The organism is Streptomyces brevispora (genome assembly GCF_007829885.1).
GTDB classification, from domain to species: domain Bacteria; phylum Actinomycetota; class Actinomycetes; order Streptomycetales; family Streptomycetaceae; genus Streptomyces; species Streptomyces brevispora.
Genome location: NZ_VIWW01000001.1, coordinates 3,223,471 through 3,241,450, shown reverse-complemented (window position 1 = coordinate 3,241,450; position 17,980 = coordinate 3,223,471). Strand labels below are relative to the sequence as shown.

The window sequence follows — 17,980 nt, the reverse complement described above, 5'->3', positions numbered from 1 at the left end:
TTCTGTGGAACGTCCCGAAACGTCCTTGCCGCTCCTGGCCGTCTCGGCTTGTATGGCCCCTGTGAACGAGCGATTGCACTCCGTGCTCGCCCAGCGCGGAATCCCACCTGAGTCACTCGCCGAAGTCTGCGAGGTGGACCCCAAGACCGTTGGCCGGTGGCTCGGCGGGCGCGTTCCCCATCCTCGCCACCGCTTCCGTCTCGCCAAGCACTTACGGGTCGAGGAACTGTTCCTCTGGCCCGCACCGGTGCCGAGCACTGCGCAGCAGCTCGCAGAGTCAGGGCAGGAGCTGGTCGGGACCTACCAGAATCGGGCGAGCGTCCCGCGAGACACGTGGCTGTCGCTACTCAATGGCGCCCAGGAGCAGATCAGCGTCCTCGTCTTCTCCGGCACCTTCTTCGCCCAGTCCAACCCTCACGTCGCCAAGATGCTCGCCGAGCGCGCATCGAGCGGGGTGCGAGTGCGGCTTTGCCTCGGCGACTCGAAGGGCCAGGCCGCAGCAATCCGCGGCCACGAAGAAGGAATCGGCGACACACTCGCCGCCAAAATCCGCGCTTCCCTCACCTACTACCGGCCCCTGTTGTCCGAGGCCGGCTGCGAGGTGCGCCTGCACGACACCACGCTCTACACCTCCATGTTCCGGTACGACGATGACCTTCTGATCAACCCGCACGTCTGGGGCCAGCCGGCCAGCGCCAACCCCCTCCTCCATCTCCGCAGAGCAGACACGGCGGGCTGGTTCGACAACTACGCTCAGAGTTTCGAAGCTGTCTGGGCCACCGCACGGCCCTGGACACCCGACCAGGAGGGGCCCTCGCCACATGGGCAGGACTGAGTACTACAACGACCCCAAGGCCCCCAAGGCGAACACGCTCATCCCCGCCAACAACCTGCTCGTGGTCGACGACAACGGCGCCATACTCCTCCAGCGCCGCCGGGACACCGGCCAATGGGCCCTGCCCGGAGGAGCCCAGGACATCGGCGAGACCGCCGCCCAGTGCGCCGTGCGTGAATGCCTGGAAGAGACCGGGATCATCGCCGAGATCACCGGATTCTTGGGGGTCTACACGAACCCGAACCACATCGTGGCCTACACCGACGGCGAGATCCGCCAGCAGTACGAGAACACCTACATCGGCCGCCCCGTAGGCGGCGAACCCACGATCAACGACGAAGCCGACGGCGTCCGCTACGTCCAGCCGAGCGACCTGGACCAGTACGACATCCACCCGAGCATGCGCCAGCAGATCGGCGACTACCTCGCCGGCACCTACCCCTACCTGGGCTGAGCCGCCAACGCCGCCTCCACGCGCCCCACGGCCGCGAGGATGTCCGACGACGCTCGACGGATGAACCGCCCCACCAGGCTGTCCGCACCGTAACGATCCATGATCTCCTCCAGCCGGCCCTCGGCAGACGTGCCGTTCCCGTCAGGCGTCGTCGTCATGTCGCAATACACCAAGGCATCCACGAGCCGGTGGTCGTCGAGCAGCGGAAATTCGGCTTCCAGATCGCCCCGTAGCCCGCGCTCCTCCGCCTCCAGCAACGCCAACGAGTGGTTCGCCACCAACCGCACCAGCCGCTCATCCGCAGCATGGTCGTCACGAAGAAACCGGGCACCATCCAGCGGATGAAAGCCTGTCGCTGCCAGCCGCGGTGCGTAGCCCACGTCGTGAAGCACGGCGGCAGAAGCCAGCAGGTCCGCGTCACCACCCAGGAGTTCAGTCAGCTCGGCCGCGCGCCGCGCAACCCCTTGCGAGTGCATCCATCGACGAGGAAGGGACTCACGCAGCTCCGCCTCGGCCACCGAACATGCCCACTTCGCCATCGATCCGTTCATGCTCATTACGTGCCCCAGCGGAATCCCTTGAGCATTGCTCTCCGCACGACCCGGGAACTTGCAACCGCGCTGGCCAAGGCAGTGTGCTTTCAAGCCGGGCCAACACCTCATGATCGGCTGCGCGCTATCGTTGGTCGTAACCACCGGCATTCCTCCCTGTACTCGTTCAAGGCATCTGACCTAAGCTGTCGCCTCCATTTTCGCCTTCACTGACTCGGCGAGCGCAGAATTCTCAGGACTACTGGAGGGTGGAGCACAGTTCCACAGCATCACTCGTGAGAATTCGACGCATCCGGCTGCTGCCCCAAGTGGCCTCAATGCTGTGGACACACATTCGACGCAGCAGCCGGATGCGCCGCGAACGGTAACCAGAAGCACTGTATAGGTTCCCCAGCCGCACGCCGTCAACAGCCCCATTCAACGATTTCGGAATCAACGGAGCCGAGAAGGCGTCGCCGAATCTAGAAGTCGCTGGAAGTCCCGAACGAGGACCATGCGATACGTGTCGAGGCGTGTCAGATTTCGAAAGATATCTGCTGCGATCTGCTCTTGTCGCTGAACGTCGCTGTCGAAGTCCCGGACAGTGATCAGCGCGTCATAGTCCTCGAATCGGATACCGTGGTCCTCTTCGTAATCATGTGACAGCTCCACTTCAACAGCTGCATGACCAAGAGAGACACTGTAGTCAATATATCCGGGCGTCTTGACATGCAACAGGGACCCGCAAGCGGATCCGATGTCGGAAATCAGCCTTTCTACTGGCTGGCCGGGGCTAATAAAGATGGTGTGGGTGATACTCATGGATCCTCCTATGGATAAGTGAGGTTGAAGTTGTCACCGACGACACGAATGCCATCCATTCGACCCGGCGGGTTGTTACGGAAAAACTTGCCGACCCCCTCCCTGGCGGCTTCCTCGCTAAGACCACTTCCTCGTGCGTCAATAATTGCATGACGCGCCTGCCCCTTGGCCTTGTTAAGTTGATTCTTCACCGTACCTGAGCTTGCTCCAGGATCGAGACTCTTGAATTCAGTCTCAACCCCGTCCACGAATGCATCAGCTCGTCGCACTCCATCCTCAGTAGCTTCCACTTGCGCCCGGACATGCCTCCCTTCGGATTTCAGTAGTTCAGCTACCTCTCGTTCCATTGGATCGAATTTCTTTTCCGTCTCATCGATGCTGCCCTCTCTGCTGCCCTTCCCTTCACTACCCCTCCCCGCCCGCTCGCCTTCCGTGCCTTCGAAGCCTCCGTTGGCGCTTGCCCCCATGAGGACGATGCCCGCGGAGCCCAGGAGAGCTGCGTTGACTGCGGCCTGGACGGTCAGGGCGCCCAAGGCGCCCCCGCCGGCGAGGGCCAGACCGGCAAGACCGGTACCAGGGCCGATGAGTGCGGCCAGGGCGACCAGAAAGAGAAGGAGTCCGACCCAGAAGAGAGTCCGGTCGAGGGCTTCCAGTAGATGGGCCGGGGAGAGGAGCGTGTCGGTGGTGACGTCGGTGCCACCCAGGCCGCGGTAGAGCATGAATGCTCCGGCGGCGGCGGAACCCAGGGCAGTGGTGATGCGGAAGCGGTGTAGGGCCACTTGCTCACCGATGGGTTGGGCCGCAGTAGCCCGCCAGGTGCGGAGCAGGGCGGTCAGTTGCCAGGCGATCCAGGCCAAGGCCGCCATAGCGCAATAGAGAAGGATCTTAGGGCGCGGTCCAGTGGCGATATACGTCTGCAAACCAGAGGTGGAGTGGAACGATCCGATACCTAGGAAGATCAGAGAGGGCAGAGCCAGGAGACAGGGAATGACCAGTTGCCATCTCCAGCGTCCGCTGCCGGCGCGGGTCTTTTTCAACTGCCCCTGGATGTCCAGACCTTGCCAGGCATCTTCACGGTCGGAGGTGTCGATGCGGGCGGCGATGTTCGCGGTCAGGCGGCGCAGCTCCTCGGTCTCCGTAGCCGGGGCGAGGGCGGTCATGTAGCACAGCGCGCGGCGCAGCCGTACGAAACGAACAGCGATCAGCACGGTCCAAGGCAGGCGCCATGCGGCGTAGCGGATGAGGGCAGCGGGGCTGTCGCCGGCCTCGCGTTCGCCGGCCAGCAGCACGCCAGGTATTCGATTTTTACCGTGGTGCAGTTGGCGCAAGTCAACGATCATGGCCGTGGTCAGGCAGACCAGTGGCATCAGCCACGACTTGGCGTCCAGCTTCTCCAGCCAATCCGCCGCGCCGGTGGCGTCATAGTGCTGGGCCGCATAGTTGTTCAGCGTGTGGTACCCGATCGCGGCCGCTACCGGCACCACCGCCAACACCCGTATCCAGCCGCGGCCGCGCAGCAACACCCCCAACGCCGAGGCCCGCCAAGGCCGTCCACACCAGATGTGAGAACGTCGCAGAGGCAGCCTCCTGGCCCATCTCCAAGGTAGCGAACGGGGCCGGAAGCCAACTGGTGAACACCTGGTGTGGGCCGGGCACATACGGCGGGGACAGTCCATCGGGGATCACCCAGCCGCCATGGGCGCGGGGGATGGCCCGCTTGGCTTCAGCTGCAAATCGCAGCAAAGCCTCCAACAGTCCGAACCCGGCCCCCAGTGCTGAGCCGAGCACCACGAAGTCCGACAGCCCCCACTGTCGACGCACCTTGGCATACAGCCCGGCCAGCAACAACGGGCAGAGTTTGATCAACTCCTCCACCCATGGCGCCACCGTGTAACTGGTGGTGTCCACCACCTCTGCCACCGGAAGCCCTGAACCATCCGCATACAGGCGGGTGTAGGCCACCTCCACAAGCGCCACCACCACGCCGCACCCGTACACACCCACCATCAGGGCCAGCAACACCGTAGACAACCGCACCGACCGCGTGGGCCACGCCAACGCAAACAGCTGCACCACACCCCACACGGCAGCCGCCACCATTAACAACGCCACGACGCACCCCCCACAGCTAGATTGAATTCGCAGTAGCGAACGAAATGCTATGGGAGTGCTTGGTCGAGGGCAAGAGCCAGATCCCATGCGTCTCGGTCGGCTGGATGCGCTTCATTCCCAATCAGTCTCCTGCCTCAGACCGGCGGGTAGGTGCTGGAAGGACGTTGGCGGCTTGGCTCCACCAGGTCCTCGAGCAGGATGCCTCAGCGTGTCCCAGGTCGATCTCGCGCTCGGCGAAGGTGATCTCGGCGTCGTCCTCCGGCCCCGGCGCCTCTCGCTCTAGAGCACGACACCGTCCTGCATGGCCGTCCTGTCCTCCGGTGGCAGCCATGCGTTCGAAGGCAGGTCAAGCCAGTGGTGCTCTCGCGCGAGCCGCCGTGCGGTGTCGGCGAGGGCGTCGAGGGCCAGGTGGTCGAGGCCGGCGCGCCAGACCAGAGAGAGGGGCGAGAGGGGCACGGGGTCGCTCAGTAGGCGCAGGGCCATGCCGGGGACGTCGATGAACTCCGTGCTCGCCAGCACCCACCAGCCCCGTTTCCGTACGACGCGCATGAACTCCTCCGGGCCCTCGATCTCCGGGAAGGGATCCGCCAGATGAATGCCGTGCCCGGCGAACAGCCGGGTGGCGAGGTCGGTCCACTCGGCGGCGGACTGGTTGCCCGCCGCCGCGTAGAGGGTCCGGCCGGCGAGAGCCTTCAGCGGGATGCGGTCGCTCGCGCACAGGGCATGGTCGTCGGGCAGGAGCACGGCCATCCGCTCGTAACGGACCGGGAGGTGGTCGAGCCGTGCGGCCACGACGGGGGCAATTCCGGCGAACCGCCCGAAGGAGGCGTCGAGACGGCCGTCGAGGATTTCCTGGGCGGCGCCGGTGAGGCCGCTGTGGAAGCGGGCGACGAGTTCCAGTTCGGGGTGGGCGCGCCGGGTCTCCTCCAGCACCTCGTGCCCGGTGGCCGCCCGGGCTCCGACGTCGACGAGGAGCGGCCGTTGCTCGCGCGCCGAGGCGGCGATGGAGAACGCCTCGTGTGCGGCGAGCACGCGCCTGGCGTACGGCAGCAGCCGCGCTCCCTCGGCGGTGAGGCGGACGTGGCGAGTGGTGCGTACGAACAGCGCGCCGCCCAGCTCGTGTTCGAGACGGCGGATGTCCCGGCTAAGTGCCTGCTGAGCCACGTACAGCCGGGTGGCGGCGCGCGTGAAATGGAGTTCCTCGGCGGTGGTGACGAAGGCGCGCAGGAGACGGGGGTCGAAGTCGCGGGACACCCGGGCAATCTACCGTCGCGGACGGCACTGACAACGCAAGTGCGTGAATGCGGACGGGACAGGTGTTGGACCGCAGCGGGCGCCGCGGGCGAGCGTAGACGCCATGCCCCACCACGAACTTCCCCGACGTGATAGCCCCTTGGCGCCGTCTCCCCTGTTGCTGGCGGTCAGCGGGCAGATGCTCGTTGCCGCCGCTGCGACCCGCTGCGACCGCGACTCCGACCAACCAGATCAGCAGTCCGGGAACACGAGCCGGACTGGGAGGGGCAGTGCCTGGATCCGCCGCCTGCTCGTCACCGCATTCCGCTCGCAGTGATCACTGGCAGCCGGCCAGAGCTGGTCTCATTCGTGGTCTCATTCACCTTCGTCCGAGCCTGTTCGGACGGGGCCGGCTCGTGTACTCCTCCGCAGGCCAGGACTGGCACGGCCCCCACCGGACAGCCAGACGAACATTTGGAAAGCGTGTTGGGGGCAACCCCTCACGAGTTCGAATCTCGTATCCTCCGCCATTGCTCTCACCGGGCAATACGTCGAAGGCCCCCGCAGCTCGCTGCGGGGGCCTTCGACGTTGGTGGTTGCAGTTTTGGTTGCAGTTGTCGCCAGCAGGCCGCCGCGGCCTACCGAGCGTTCAGGAGCTCACGGCACACGCCGCAGAACATGGCCGCGTCCCGCCCGTACCGGCGCATCAGCTGGTCACATCGCGTGCACGGCCCCAGCTCCCACGGCGGACAGCCCAGTGCCGCAGAGGCAGCAGCCCGCTCGACGGGCAAGATCAGCATGGGGTTCCGCGACCGCCGTGCCGGCATCCGAGGCAGGGTGAATCCGCCGGTCGGCTGCCCCAGGTCTCGAATGGGCCGTGCGTCGCTGACGAACCAACCCTCCTCACCCGCTCGGCAGTTTAGGTCGATCTCCTGCTCGTCGAAGGTGATCTTGTCGTCATCTTCTTGCCCCGGCGCCTCGGGAAGAGGAGTCTTCTCGCCGACCATCTCCAGCCAGCGCTCGCAGTCGGCCGCCGAGACCCACATGTGCCGCCCTGACCGGCCGCTCCCCCGATTGGGCACGTAGACCGGAACGCTCTCCCCCGTCGCGCTCGACAGCACAAGGTCTTCGAGGTGCACCGCCTTCTTCTCCGGCAGGCACAGGGCGGGCAGGAACCAGTCCGAGTGAACCTCGCCACAGTGACCGGCGCCATCGGTCAACAGACAGTGGCGCTCGCTGCTGGCCACGCATTTCCAGACCTGGAGGTGGCGGTAGCCACCGCGGATCACCATCTCCTTCCCGCCGGCGATATCCCTCCAGGGCATGTCGTCCACGCGTGCCCAGGGCGCCCGGTCTATAAGGGAAGCCGTCCGGTCCTTCGCGACCCACAACGGAGTGATGTCCTGCTGCACGGCGTTGGCCGAGCGACGGTGCACGCTGCTCGGGCTCAGGTGGTGGTACTGGATCTCCCACCCGATGCGTATACCTCCGGGGCCGGTGACGAGGGCGTCGGAGATGCTCCGGCGGTTTGCCGTAGGCACCTCGGCATCGGCGTCCAGGCCGTAGCGCGAGGCGGTCTCGACGACCCGCTCCTTCGTGGCCTTGTGCTGCTCGCTCTCCGCCGGTGTGGCCTTGTGCGTGACCGGCAGGTGCGAGGCGACGAGCGGCCGACGGCCCCCGACGCGGCCTCGGCGGATGAACATCCACGGCGACTTGCCGCCCGACTCCGACAGACAGTCGCGGCCGTCATGGTGCGCGAGGCATTCGAGCAGCTGCGGGTCGCGTTCGGCGACGCTCGCGGTGATCTCCCGCAACAGATCGGGACGCCCCGGGTGACCGAGGTCAGACAGTGACAGATTGATCTCTAGGCCATATCCGGTGTGCCACACCACATTTGCCATTTCTCCACCATAGGAACGGCGGTGAGTCTCCAACAGAGTGCGTGGTGAAAGGCGGCGGCTCGCTCGCGCTTCCGCCGGAGGCGTCCGGCCCCGATCGGCTGATGTCGATCAACCCGCCCTCGCCTGTCGGTGCCCCTGAGTACAGTCCTGGAAGGAGACTTGGGGAGGGACCGCGTGTCTTTCGGAAGCGATCAGTACACACATCATGGAGCAGCTCAAAGAGGCCGAGCTGGGGGATCTGGCGAGTCAGCTGGATCAAGAAGTCCGGCAGGGTCGGGCAGTCTCGGAGGAGAAGCTCAAGCAGGAGCAGGCGAGCCAGTACGCGGCACGTGCCAGTCGGCTGGCGGAGAGGAAACTGCTACGCCTTGAGGAGTCCGACGTCGCGGTGATTCCGTACACGGACGACGAGAACATCGAACTCATCCGTGGGGCCCTCCTGACGCTCGCCGAGACCATGTACGCATCGCGCAAGGCCGCGCTAGACGTAGCTGAGGCTCACGGGATGGAGCTGACCATCGAGTTCGGTGACCCGGGGCTGACGCTGTGCCTCGATGCCGCGAGGGCGGCCGGCGGGACCACGATGCTCACGCAGGACGGCACGACTCCAGCCACTGCGCTGCGCTTTCGCAGGTCCCCGGGAAACCTCTGGTCGGGCACCTTCACCTACATCCTGGTCAGCTTCCCCGGCATCCGGAAGCAACTGGAGGTCCACCTCGGCGTGTACGTCGTCACCGCCAACTCTAAGGTTGCACACGAATGCGACGTCGCCATCATCGACTACAAGGAAGCCGAGCGGAGCCGGCAGGCCAGGGTGCACCCACGGACCGGCAAGCTCGTCGCGGCGATCGAAGCGAAGCGCTACAGCTCCTCACCTCCTCTTGGCGTCGGCAGGGGGTTCCTCGGGCTGGCCCAGGAAATGGGTGCGAAGAAGTGATCGCTCGTTTTTCCGTCGCAGAGTTCCACCAATCTGGGGGCCCTGATCGCTGGGCGCCCGAGTGAGTCGTACCCCGAACTACTGCCGGGCACTGATGCCGCTAGGCGGCTGCGCTCGCAGCTCGACCAGGCCATCCGAAACTGGAAGAACAAGCGCTGATCCAGTGCGATCCGCCCATGACAGAGGGCGCCCACCAGTTGTGTTGGCGCCCTCTCATGTTGACGTAGCGGGGCAAAGCCCAGCCCCCAGGATGTCCCGCAGGCCGCGCTCCTCAGCCTTCAGCAAGGCCAGCGAGTGGTTCGCTACCAACCGGACCAGCCGTCGATCCGCGCCATGGACGTCACGAAGAAACCGGGCGCCATCCAGCGGATGAAAGCCAGTAAGGGCCAGCCGCGGAGCGTAGCCGACATCATGCAATACGGCCGCAGACAGCATCAGCTCGGCGTTTGATCCCAGAACCGCAGCCAACTCGACCGCGCGCTTAGCGACTCCTTGGGAGTGAGCCCATCGACGCGGAAGCGGCTCACACAACTCTGCTGCCGCCACCTGGAACGCTCGCCTTGCTGCTGCTTCGTCCATAGGTGAATCCTTCCGGGTAGAGGGCCGCCCATCTGAAACGTGCAATCAGACGAAACATCACGGACCGCCGAAACCCTGCACTCATGGAAGAAACTCAGTGCGCTTACCGAGCAGATCAGCGAGCCATGGTCTCTCCATTTTCGGTCCGCGAAATGCTTACCGAATTCCGGCCCGCCGCGTCCTCGGCCGCGAGCGGAGTGGATTTCCCCACACAGCCCCACCCCCCTCGCATTGCGTCACGCCGAGATACCTCTAGTTGAACTGCCCAGCCCTCCATGACGTGAATGGCTCTAGCCTCCCGATCTCCGGCGCGGCAACACTCACCGCTTCAGAGAAGTCTGTTGCCAGCTTCCTGGCCATTCTGAGAAGCTCGGCCAAGTCATGGTATTCCATCCGAGGATCTGGGGTCCACGACGTTCGCGATGTGCACTCAACGCTGACTGCATCACCCTGGGGAGTGAACGTGAGAACACGTTCGACCCCTTGCGGATAGAGGTCTATCGCCACGGCTCGACCCGATTCAAGTGCCGCGAGTAGCTCGGGGAGGCATTCAAGGAAGGAAGACATGTCGTATTCGATGTCGAACCTCCAGTCGTCCTGCCCGAATCCACCAATCACGAACCGACAATCAGTCTCCGACAGAGAGGAGCACCCTTCGATGACCAGGTACTGATAGTCATCATTGTCCTCCAGCCCCCCTTCCGGCCTCTGCCCCGAAACGACCCCCGAAGGCCCCTCAAATTGAAAGTGAAACACTTTTCTCCTCATGGAATTATTGGATAGGCGGACCTGAACAGGCCATTTCGCCCCGGAACGAGGATAGCGTGAGTTGCCTCTTTCCAGGTTTCGTCTTCGAATACAACCCTGCCCATCCCCTTGGGGATTTGAACGATGTATGAATCCTCCGTTCCTGTCAGGCCGGGGCGATGTTCTCGGCGCAACAGGTCGGCGGCCGCGTTGTCGTCAAGCCATTGACCTTGGGGCGTTCCCTTCCCTCGCGCTCGATCCGCCATCTGCTGGAGAGTGCGCTTCCGGCCGTGCGTCTTGAAGGTGTGCCCGAACGTCTTGGTGCTGGCCGGCTTCCAGTTGACTTCCCCCCCACCCGATGATTGCGAACCCTGCCCGTCTGTCCCGCTGTCGCCGAAGCCTCCGTTGGCACTGGCCCCCATGAGCACGATGCCCGCTGAGCCCAGGAGAGCTGCGTTGGCTGCGGCTTCGACAGTCAGGCCGGCCAAGGCACCCCCGCCTGCGAGGGCCAGACCGGCACCAGGTCCGATGAGTGCGGCCAGGGAGAGCAGAAGAAGCAGGAGTCCGACCCAGAAGAGGGTCTGGTCGAGGGCTTCCAGTAGATGGGCCGGGGAGAGAAGCGTGTCGGTGGTGACGTCGGCGCCACCCAGACCGCGGTAGAGCATGAATGCTCCGGCGGCGCCGGAACCCAAGGCAGTGGCGATGCGGAAGCGGTGCAGGGCAACTTGCTCACCGATGGGTTGGGCCGCCGTAGCCCGCCAGGTACGGAGCAGGGCGGTCAGCTGCCAGGCGATCCAGGCCAGGGCCGCTAGAGCGCAGTAGAGAAGGATCTCAGGACGCGGTCCAGTGGCGATATACGTCTGCAGACCAGAGGCGGAGTGGAACGATCCGATACCTAGGAAGATCAGAGAGGGCAGAGCCAGGAGACAGGGAACGACCAGTTGCCATCTCCAACGTCCGCTGTCGGCACGGGTCTTCTTCAGCAGGCTGCGGATGTCCAAGCCTTGCCAGGCATCTTCACGGTCAGAGGTGTCGATGCGGGCGGCGATGCTCGCGGTCAGGCGACGCAGTTCCTCGGTCTCCGTAGATGAGGCGAGGGCAGTCATGTAGCACAACGCGCGGCGCAGCCGTACGAAACGAACAGCGATCAGCACGGTCCAAGGCAGGCGCCAGGCGGCGTAGCGGATGAGGGCAGCGGGGCTGTCGCCGGCCTCGCGTTCGCCGGCCAGCAGCACGCCCGGTATTCGGCTCTTACCGTGGTGCAGTTGGCGCAGGTCAACGATCATGGCCAGGGACAGGCAGATCAGTGGCATCAGCCACGACTTTGCGTCCAGCTTCTCCAGCCAATCCGCCGCGCCGGTGGCGTCATAGTGCTGGGCCACGTAGTTGTTCAGCGTGTGATACCCGATCGCGGCCGCTACCGGTACCACCGCCAACAGCCGTATCCAGCCGCGGCCTCGCAGCAACACCCCAACGCCAAAGCCCGCCAGGGCCGTCCATACCAGATGCGAGAACGTCGCAGAGGCGGCCTCCTGGCCCATCTCCAAGGTTGCGAACGGGGCCGGAAGCCAGCTGGTGAACACCTGGTGTGGGCCGGGCACATACGGTGGGGACAGCCCGTCGGGGATCACCCAGCCGCCATGGGCTCGGGGGATGGCCCGCTTGGCTTCAGCTGCAAATCGCAGCAAAGCCTCCAGTAGCCCGAACCCGGCCCCCAGAGCTGAGCCGAGCACCACGAAGTCCGCCAGCCCCCACTGCCGACGCACCTTGGCATACAGCCCGGCCAGCAACAACGGACAGAGTTTGATCAACTCCTCCACCCATGGCGCCACCGTGTAACTGGCGGTGCCTACCACCTCTGCCACCGGAAGCCCTGAACCATCCGCATACAGGCGCGTGTAGGCCACCTCCACAAGCGCCACCACCACGCCGCACCCGTACACACCCACCATCAGGGCCAGCAACACCGTAGACAACCGCACCGACCGCGTGGGCCACGCCAACGCAAACAGCTGCACCACACCCCACACGGCAGCCGCCACCATTAACAACGCCACGACACAACCCCCACAGACAGATCCAGTTCGCAGTAGCGAACAAAATGCTATGAAAGTGCTTGGCGGAGGGCAAGAGGCAGATCCAATGGGTCTCGGTCGGCTGGATGCGCCTCATTCCCAATCAGTCTCCTGCCTCAGACCGGCGGGGCAGGTCCTGAACGGCGTTAGCGGCTTGGCCCGTTGCCCGCGTGCCTCACTCGGGTCCTTGAGCAGGATGCCCGAGCGTGTCCGGGATCGATCCCTGCTCGACGGCAGTGATCTCGTCGTCTTCCTGCTCCGACGCCTCTCACCAGATCTTCTGGCCACGGAGGTTGGTATCTCCTACTCGGCTGATCGTCCCGTAGTGATCACTGGCAGGCGCCCAAAGCTGGTCTCATTCGTGGTCTCGTTCACCTTCGTCCGAGACTGCCCAGAAGGGGCTGCCTCGTGTACTGCGCCGCAGGTCAGGACGGGCGCGGCTCGCACCGGACAGCCAGACGAACATTTGGAAAGCGTGTTGGGGGCAACCCCTCACGAGTTCGAATCTCGTATCCTCCGCCATTGCTCTCACCGGGCACGACTCGAAGGGCCCCACCGTTCGCGGTGGGGCCCTTCGACGTTGTCCGTCTCAGTTTCCGTCTCAGTCGGCTTCTTCCTCGGTGCCGGATGGCATCCAGAGCGCGTCCCCGACTTGCTGAGCGACCTTGCGGAGTATGGCTCCCGTCACATGCATGTACCGGGCGCGCATCCTCGCCGCTCCCCCAGGCTCCCAACCCATGATCGAGTCGATCACCACGTCAGGGACGCCGAGGATCAGGAGCACGGTCGCCGCGGTGTGCCGAGCGTCATGCAAGCGCCCATCTCGTACGTCCGCGTCTCGGAGAAGCCGCTTCCAGACGTGGAAGTCGGTGTTCGGGCTCAGCGGCCCGCCGACCGGCGAGGCGAAGACGTAGCCCTTGCCCTCCCAGTCGACACCGGCCGCAATCCGCTCTCGTACCTGTGCCTCTTGGTGCTGGCAAAGAATCTTGATCAGCGGGGCAGGCAGCCCGATCGTGCGGCGCCCGGCACGCGACTGGTCGACTTGTGCTCGCGCCGCGTCTGCTCACGCTTGGGGCAGTACCCCGCCTTCCGACCACACGGGTCCGCGCCACAGCCATGCGCGTACTTCGGGCGCAGCCGGTTCTTACGGACACGGATGTAACCCGCGCCAAGGTCGACGTCTTCCCAGTGCAGCCCGAGCGCTGGCGCCGCAGCGGGCCCGCCCGGAGACCGAGCGCGCCGCGCTCGCCCACTGGGACGGCCGGGGCGCGGCGCGAGTGCCGGCCCGCGGGGGCGTGCGTGGGGGGTGCTTCCATCCCGTCTGCCATCGACCCAGGCAGAGCCGAGCAGACGCGGCCCCTGGCGTCCAGGTCGTTCGTACAGTGGCGCGCTCCACCTGGACGCCAGGAACCACGCCCGCTCCACGGTGTGTGGGCCGACGGCAGACGGGATGGAAGCCGGGATGAGGTGGCGGAGGTATGGGTGTGTGCTGCAACTCGAACTTGCAGCACACACCGGCGAACGACTCAGTCGCGGCGCAGCTTGCTTGCGGGTTCGATGATCCGGACCAAGACGACTGTGTGATGGCGAGAGTGGCCGAGTCGGTGCATCCCAAACCGATTATGACGGGATCCCGCTGAGTTACTCCTTCAGACTGGCGTCATCGTCCTCAATTGGCGTGTCGGGAAACACCGCATGGTCGCCCCGTTACCGTGCGGGGGTCAACCACAAAGGGCTGCCCGGCGGCCGGCGGGTAAGGCTTCCTCAGCCGCGTACCGGCGTAGCCCGATCGAGAGGATCTGGACCTTGAGCGATTTTTCCCGCCGCCACCTGCTCAGGGCGTCAGCGGCCGCCGGCGCTGGGGCGATCGTCGTCCCGGGCCTTATGGCCGCAGGCGCGCCGGACATTGCGGCCGCGAGCACCTCGGGCCTTCTGGCCGCGAGCGACCCGACTAAAGGGTCGTCGCCGGCGAAGCTGACCGGTCACATCGTCCGCCCCGGTGACGCCTCGTACACGGATGATCGCATCGACTACGACCAGCTGTTCTCTCACTACCCGCTGGTCATCGTCTTCGCCCAGAAGACCCAGGACGTGGTGAACGCCCTCACCTGGGCGCGGCAGCACAACGTCGCACTGCGGGTACGCAGCGGCCGCCACGCCCTGGAGGGCTGGTCGAACATCGACAACGGCATCGTGATCGACGTCAGCCAGCTCAAGTCGGTCCACATCGACACCGACGCTCGTATCGCGAAGGTCGGCGCCGGCCTGACCCAGTTGGAAGCGGTGACGACGCTCGCCAAGCAGGACCTCGCGGTCACGACCGGAAGCGAGGGCAGCGTCGGCTTGGTCGGTGCGACGGTCGGCGGCGGCCTTGGCCCCCTCAACCGCTGGCTCGGCATGGCCTGCGACAGCCTGATCGGGACCGAGGTCGTCGTCCCGTCGGGTCGCGACTGCGCCAAGGTGATCCATGCCGACCTGAAGGACCACTCAGACCTGCTCTGGGCGCTCCGTGGGGCGGGAAACGGCAACTTCGGAATCGTCACGCAACTCACCTACAAGGTGCGCCCGCTCAAGCGCATCGCCTATGTGCAGGCGACCTGGGACGGCCTTACGGACCTGCATGGGATCTTCGATGCATGGCAGCGTACGGTACCGTTCGCCGACAACCGCCTCGGATCCGAAGTCGAGATCCACAAGTCCCAGATCCTGCTGTTCGCGTGGCTCGCGGAGGGCACGGCGGCAGAGGCCAGGAAGATGCTGGGCCCGATCCTGTCGATCGGCACGCCCGATGTGAAGGTGCAGGTCGGTAACTGGGGCCCCATCTTTGCCGGAGCCCAGGTCCCGCGCTCGCAGGAGCCCGCCAACGTGAAGTTCTTCTCACAGTTCGCCAAGAAGCTGTTCCCGAAGAAGGCGATCGACGTCATCGGCTACTACATGCGAAACGCTCCCACGGAGGACAGCAACTACTTCGTCGATGCCTTCGGCGGGGCGATCAAGAAGGAGCCCCGCGGCGGCACCGCGTTCGTGCACCGCGACGCGATCTTCTACGGCGAGATCGGCGCAGCCTGGGGGACTCCTTCAACGACACCAGGCGTCTGCGACCCGCTCACCTCGACGTGCCAGGCCTGGACCGCCGAATTCAGCCAGGCGATGCGCAGCTTCGTGGACGGTGCCTACGTCAACGTGCCGAACGTCGGCATGCAGGAGTGGGAGACCGCCTACTGGGGGAGACGCCACTTCGAGCGGCTGCGCGAGATCAAGGCGAAGTACGACCCCTACAACGTCTTCCAGTACGAGCAGAGCATCCCGCCCGCGTCACGCTGATCGACAGTGCGCCGTCGGAGCCCCGCCCCGGTCAGGCTCGGCCTTTCACGCAGAAGGGCCCGACGCAGTCGAAGGGGTGTCGTTAGCCTCGATCTTGCATGAGGGATCGTCAGCTTGCTGACGATCCCTGGAGGCCGTTCGGGTTGCCGGGGTCTGGTGTCTCGCTCATGGGGAGCACCGTCTCAGTTTCCGTCTCATTCAGCGACGGTCAGGCCCGTTCGGGAGAGGTCGGAAGCGAGAGGCCGCCCGTCAATCGACCGCAGCCGAACGCAGCCGAACGCAGGTGAACGAGGCCGGACAGAGTCCCGGACCGGACCAACAAACTTGGAAAGCGTGTTGGGGGCAACCCCTCACGAGTTCGAATCTCGTATCCTCCGCCATTGCTCTCACCGGGCAATACGTCGAAGGCCCCCGCAGCTCGCTGCGGGGGCCTTCGACGTATGTGGTCTCAGTGTTGGTCTCAGTTGCACAGAACAGACACTGCGGACTTGCACGGACAGGATTCCCCCGCCGGCCCCACCCGCGACGCAACAGACCGCCCCGCGCTCGATGCCTCCCCACGCGGCATCCGGCAGACTGCTCGGCCGCCACGGAAGTGCTCAGAGGTGCCAGACGAGTTGGTTCATCGTGCAGGAGTATGGACTGCCAGACCTGTTCCTGTAGGGCGCGGATGCACGGTCCGCAGGCGTACATGGCCTCCTGGCCGCTGGCCACACTCACGGGGCCGATCCACAGAACGCGGGTCCAGCCCTGACCGCAGTAGAGCCAGCAGTGCCCATCGGTCCAGGTGTTGCCGTCGTGGGTGTCCGCCGCTGCGGGCAGACCGCCGCGGGCGAACTCGGCGACGTCAATATATCCGGGCGTCTTGACATGCAGCAGGGCCCCGCACGCGGACCCGATGTCGGAAATAAGTCTTTCTACTGGCTGGCCGGGGCTAATGAAGATGGTGTGGCTGATGCTCATGGATCCCCCTATGGATAAGTGAGGTTGAAGTTGTCGCCAACAACATGAATCGTCGGGTTCGGTGGAGTCCTCGAAGTCGCGGTGCGCGGGTCGCGGCCTGCACGGCGCGGGTGCGGGCGCGGGATCCGTGCGGGCGCGATCGTCGTGGGCGTCCTCGCCTGCGCGGCACTGACGCCGACTGCCCTTGAGCTGCGAACTTCCGCGAGCCGCTCGGACAACATGAATGCACTCGCCGCCGTCCTGCGCGAGACCACCCAGCCCGACGACGGCGTGGTCTACCTGTCCGTGAAGCGCAGGGCCTGGGAACTCGCCGATACGGCGCCCATCGCGGGGTGGGATCTCGCACGGGCGCACAACCCGCTCGCCTCGCACAGCCTGTACGGCACCGAAGTGGGCCCCGCGAGCTCCGCGCTCGAATGCTCGCGCGCCACCGGATCAGCGCCGTCGCCTCACCACCCGGCGTCGTTGTGGAGGACGACCCCATGCCCCGTGTGAAGCGGGAGACACTCGCCGACCGCTTCGAGGCGTGCAGCGAGCAATCGGTCGGCGGTTCGGAGATCACGGTGTACGCGCGCCCTGGCCGCTGCTGAGGCCGGATCCGCGAGCATGCCTCGCTTGCCGTCCGTCGCTTCGCACTCCCTCCAGAAGTCCGCCGCGAACAACTTCGTCGGCATGTCCAGGACGTGCTTCTCGCCGCCCATGGACATCACGTAGTCGTCGAACTCCAGCGGCTCCGACGCGCAGAGGATCTCGACGTCGGGCCACAGCTTGCGGGCGGTCGCGAACGACCGCCGTTCCATGTGGGGCTTGGAGACCAGCAGCACTCGGACGAGTACAAGACCGGCACAAGCGGGACGCGATCGAACTTGTGTGCTCTTCGGGACGGACGATGACCGACGTCGCCCGCGAGCACGGCGTCCTCGGCCACACCCGGCGCACCGGCCGTCGCAGCCCGCGTAAGCACATCCGCTGGGCTCCCTCGCGCCCCACGAGGCACGCCCGCACGCCTGCACACCTGCGCCACCAGCAGGAACGGTCTCCCGCGGCGCAGCGAGAACGCATCCATGGTCACGGGGACACTTCCCTGCCGGCCTCATCCCCCACATCCCCCACCCCCGCCACCAAGGCGTGCGCCAATGTCGCCGTATGGGTGAGACTGATCAGCCAGGAGCGGATGCCCGCCGTTTCCGCGAGCGCCGCCGCGCGGCCCGTGAGGTGGAGGGAGGGCTTGCCCGTCGGGGCCCGCCGGACCTCGATGTCCGTGAGGGCCGAACCGGCGAGGCCCGTACCCAGTGCCTTCAACACCGCCTCCTTCGCCGCGAACCGGACCGCGTACCGCTCCGCCGGGTCGTCCAGCATGTCGCAGTAGGCGCGCTCCGCATCGGTGAACACCTTTGCCATGAAGGACGGTTGGCGGGAGAGGACGCCCCGCATCTCCGCCACGTCCATCAAGTCCGTGCCCACGCACAGA

General features: G+C 65.5%; 14 protein-coding genes and 4 pseudogenes. 6 read left to right on the top strand and 12 right to left on the bottom strand.

Features of this window, described 5'->3' with window-relative positions:
• Positions 1-61: 61 nt before the first annotated feature.
• Both FHX80_RS14985 and FHX80_RS14980 read left to right on the top strand, forming a co-directional pair.
• The gene (locus FHX80_RS14985; protein WP_145764651.1) at positions 62-835 is read left to right on the top strand and encodes an XRE family transcriptional regulator; all 774 of its coding nucleotides are present in this window, start codon (positions 62-64) and stop codon (positions 833-835) included.
• The gene (locus FHX80_RS14980) at positions 822-1,289 is read left to right on the top strand and encodes an NUDIX hydrolase (RefSeq protein WP_097921667.1); all 468 of its coding nucleotides are present in this window, start codon (positions 822-824) and stop codon (positions 1,287-1,289) included. The genes FHX80_RS14985 and FHX80_RS14980 overlap by 14 nt, the downstream gene beginning before the upstream one ends.
• On the opposite strand, the gene FHX80_RS14975 is transcribed toward FHX80_RS14980, so the two are convergent.
• The 6 genes from FHX80_RS14975 to FHX80_RS14950 all read right to left on the bottom strand — a co-directional run bounded on the left by FHX80_RS14975 (position 1,277) and on the right by FHX80_RS14950 (position 7,920).
• The gene (locus FHX80_RS14975; RefSeq protein ID WP_145767307.1) at positions 1,277-1,840 is read right to left on the bottom strand and encodes an HD domain-containing protein; all 564 of its coding nucleotides are present in this window, start codon (positions 1,838-1,840) and stop codon (positions 1,277-1,279) included. The two genes, FHX80_RS14980 and FHX80_RS14975, sit on opposite strands and share 13 nt — an antisense overlap.
• Before the next feature lie 432 nt (positions 1,841-2,272).
• Entirely contained in the window at positions 2,273-2,641 is a 369-nt protein-coding gene (locus FHX80_RS14970; RefSeq protein WP_145764650.1) for a hypothetical protein, read from the bottom strand.
• A gap of 8 nt (positions 2,642-2,649) precedes the next feature.
• Complete coding sequence (locus FHX80_RS35690) at positions 2,650-4,125, bottom strand: CdiA C-terminal domain-containing protein (RefSeq protein WP_244318271.1); 1,476 nt, start codon at positions 4,123-4,125, stop codon at positions 2,650-2,652.
• Positions 4,061-4,753 (bottom strand): PrsW family glutamic-type intramembrane protease, encoded by a 693-nt coding sequence (locus FHX80_RS14960; protein ID WP_167523547.1) that lies wholly within the window; start codon positions 4,751-4,753, stop codon positions 4,061-4,063. The genes FHX80_RS35690 and FHX80_RS14960 overlap by 65 nt, the downstream gene beginning before the upstream one ends.
• 279 nt (positions 4,754-5,032) lie before the next feature.
• A complete protein-coding gene (locus FHX80_RS14955) occupies positions 5,033-6,007 on the bottom strand; it encodes a LysR family transcriptional regulator (RefSeq protein WP_145764648.1) in 975 nt (324 codons plus the stop codon).
• A 617-nt stretch (positions 6,008-6,624) separates the two neighbouring features.
• Positions 6,625-7,920, bottom strand: a complete 1,296-nt coding sequence (locus FHX80_RS14950; protein ID WP_244318270.1) for a competence protein CoiA family protein — start codon at positions 7,918-7,920, stop codon at positions 6,625-6,627.
• Between the two features lie 172 nt (positions 7,921-8,092).
• On the opposite strand from FHX80_RS14950, the gene FHX80_RS14945 reads away from it, so the two are divergent.
• Complete coding sequence (locus tag FHX80_RS14945) at positions 8,093-8,821, top strand: hypothetical protein (RefSeq protein ID WP_145764647.1); 729 nt, start codon at positions 8,093-8,095, stop codon at positions 8,819-8,821.
• Positions 8,822-9,067: 246 nt separating this feature from the next.
• Here FHX80_RS14945 and FHX80_RS14940 read toward each other — a convergent pair.
• From FHX80_RS14940 to FHX80_RS35685, 4 genes and pseudogenes are all read right to left on the bottom strand, one after another.
• A pseudogene (locus FHX80_RS14940) lies at positions 9,068-9,400 on the bottom strand (HD domain-containing protein); the annotation flags it as partial.
• Positions 9,401-9,652: 252 nt separating this feature from the next.
• Positions 9,653-10,168: a hypothetical protein gene (locus FHX80_RS14935; RefSeq protein ID WP_145764645.1), complete on the bottom strand. Its 516-nt coding sequence runs from the start codon at positions 10,166-10,168 to the stop codon at positions 9,653-9,655.
• A complete protein-coding gene (locus FHX80_RS14930) occupies positions 10,165-12,204 on the bottom strand; it encodes a PrsW family intramembrane metalloprotease (RefSeq protein ID WP_145764644.1) in 2,040 nt (679 codons plus the stop codon). Before FHX80_RS14930 ends, FHX80_RS14935 begins: the two co-directional genes overlap by 4 nt.
• A 619-nt stretch (positions 12,205-12,823) precedes the next feature.
• Positions 12,824-13,422 (bottom strand): annotated as a pseudogene (locus FHX80_RS35685) (tyrosine-type recombinase/integrase); the annotation flags it as partial.
• On the opposite strand from FHX80_RS35685, the pseudogene FHX80_RS36755 reads away from it, so the two are divergent.
• From FHX80_RS36755 to FHX80_RS14910, 3 genes and pseudogenes are all read left to right on the top strand, one after another.
• Positions 13,413-13,502: pseudogene (locus FHX80_RS36755) on the top strand (aminoglycoside phosphotransferase family protein); the annotation flags it as partial. The pseudogenes FHX80_RS35685 and FHX80_RS36755 overlap by 10 nt on opposite strands.
• Before the next feature lie 526 nt (positions 13,503-14,028).
• Complete coding sequence (locus tag FHX80_RS14920; protein ID WP_145764643.1) at positions 14,029-15,546, top strand: FAD-binding oxidoreductase; 1,518 nt, start codon at positions 14,029-14,031, stop codon at positions 15,544-15,546.
• A gap of 1,182 nt (positions 15,547-16,728) precedes the next feature.
• On the top strand, positions 16,729-17,004 hold the full coding sequence (locus FHX80_RS14910) for a hypothetical protein (RefSeq protein WP_145764642.1): 276 nt from the start codon (positions 16,729-16,731) through the stop codon (positions 17,002-17,004).
• Between the two features lie 176 nt (positions 17,005-17,180).
• On the opposite strand, the pseudogene FHX80_RS14905 reads toward FHX80_RS14910, so the two are convergent.
• A pseudogene (locus tag FHX80_RS14905) lies at positions 17,181-17,336 on the bottom strand (YdcF family protein); the annotation flags it as partial.
• Positions 17,337-17,577: 241 nt separating this feature from the next.
• Positions 17,578-17,973 (bottom strand): holo-ACP synthase, encoded by a 396-nt coding sequence (gene acpS, locus FHX80_RS14900; protein ID WP_244318269.1) that lies wholly within the window; start codon positions 17,971-17,973, stop codon positions 17,578-17,580.
• Positions 17,974-17,980 lie beyond the last annotated feature (7 nt).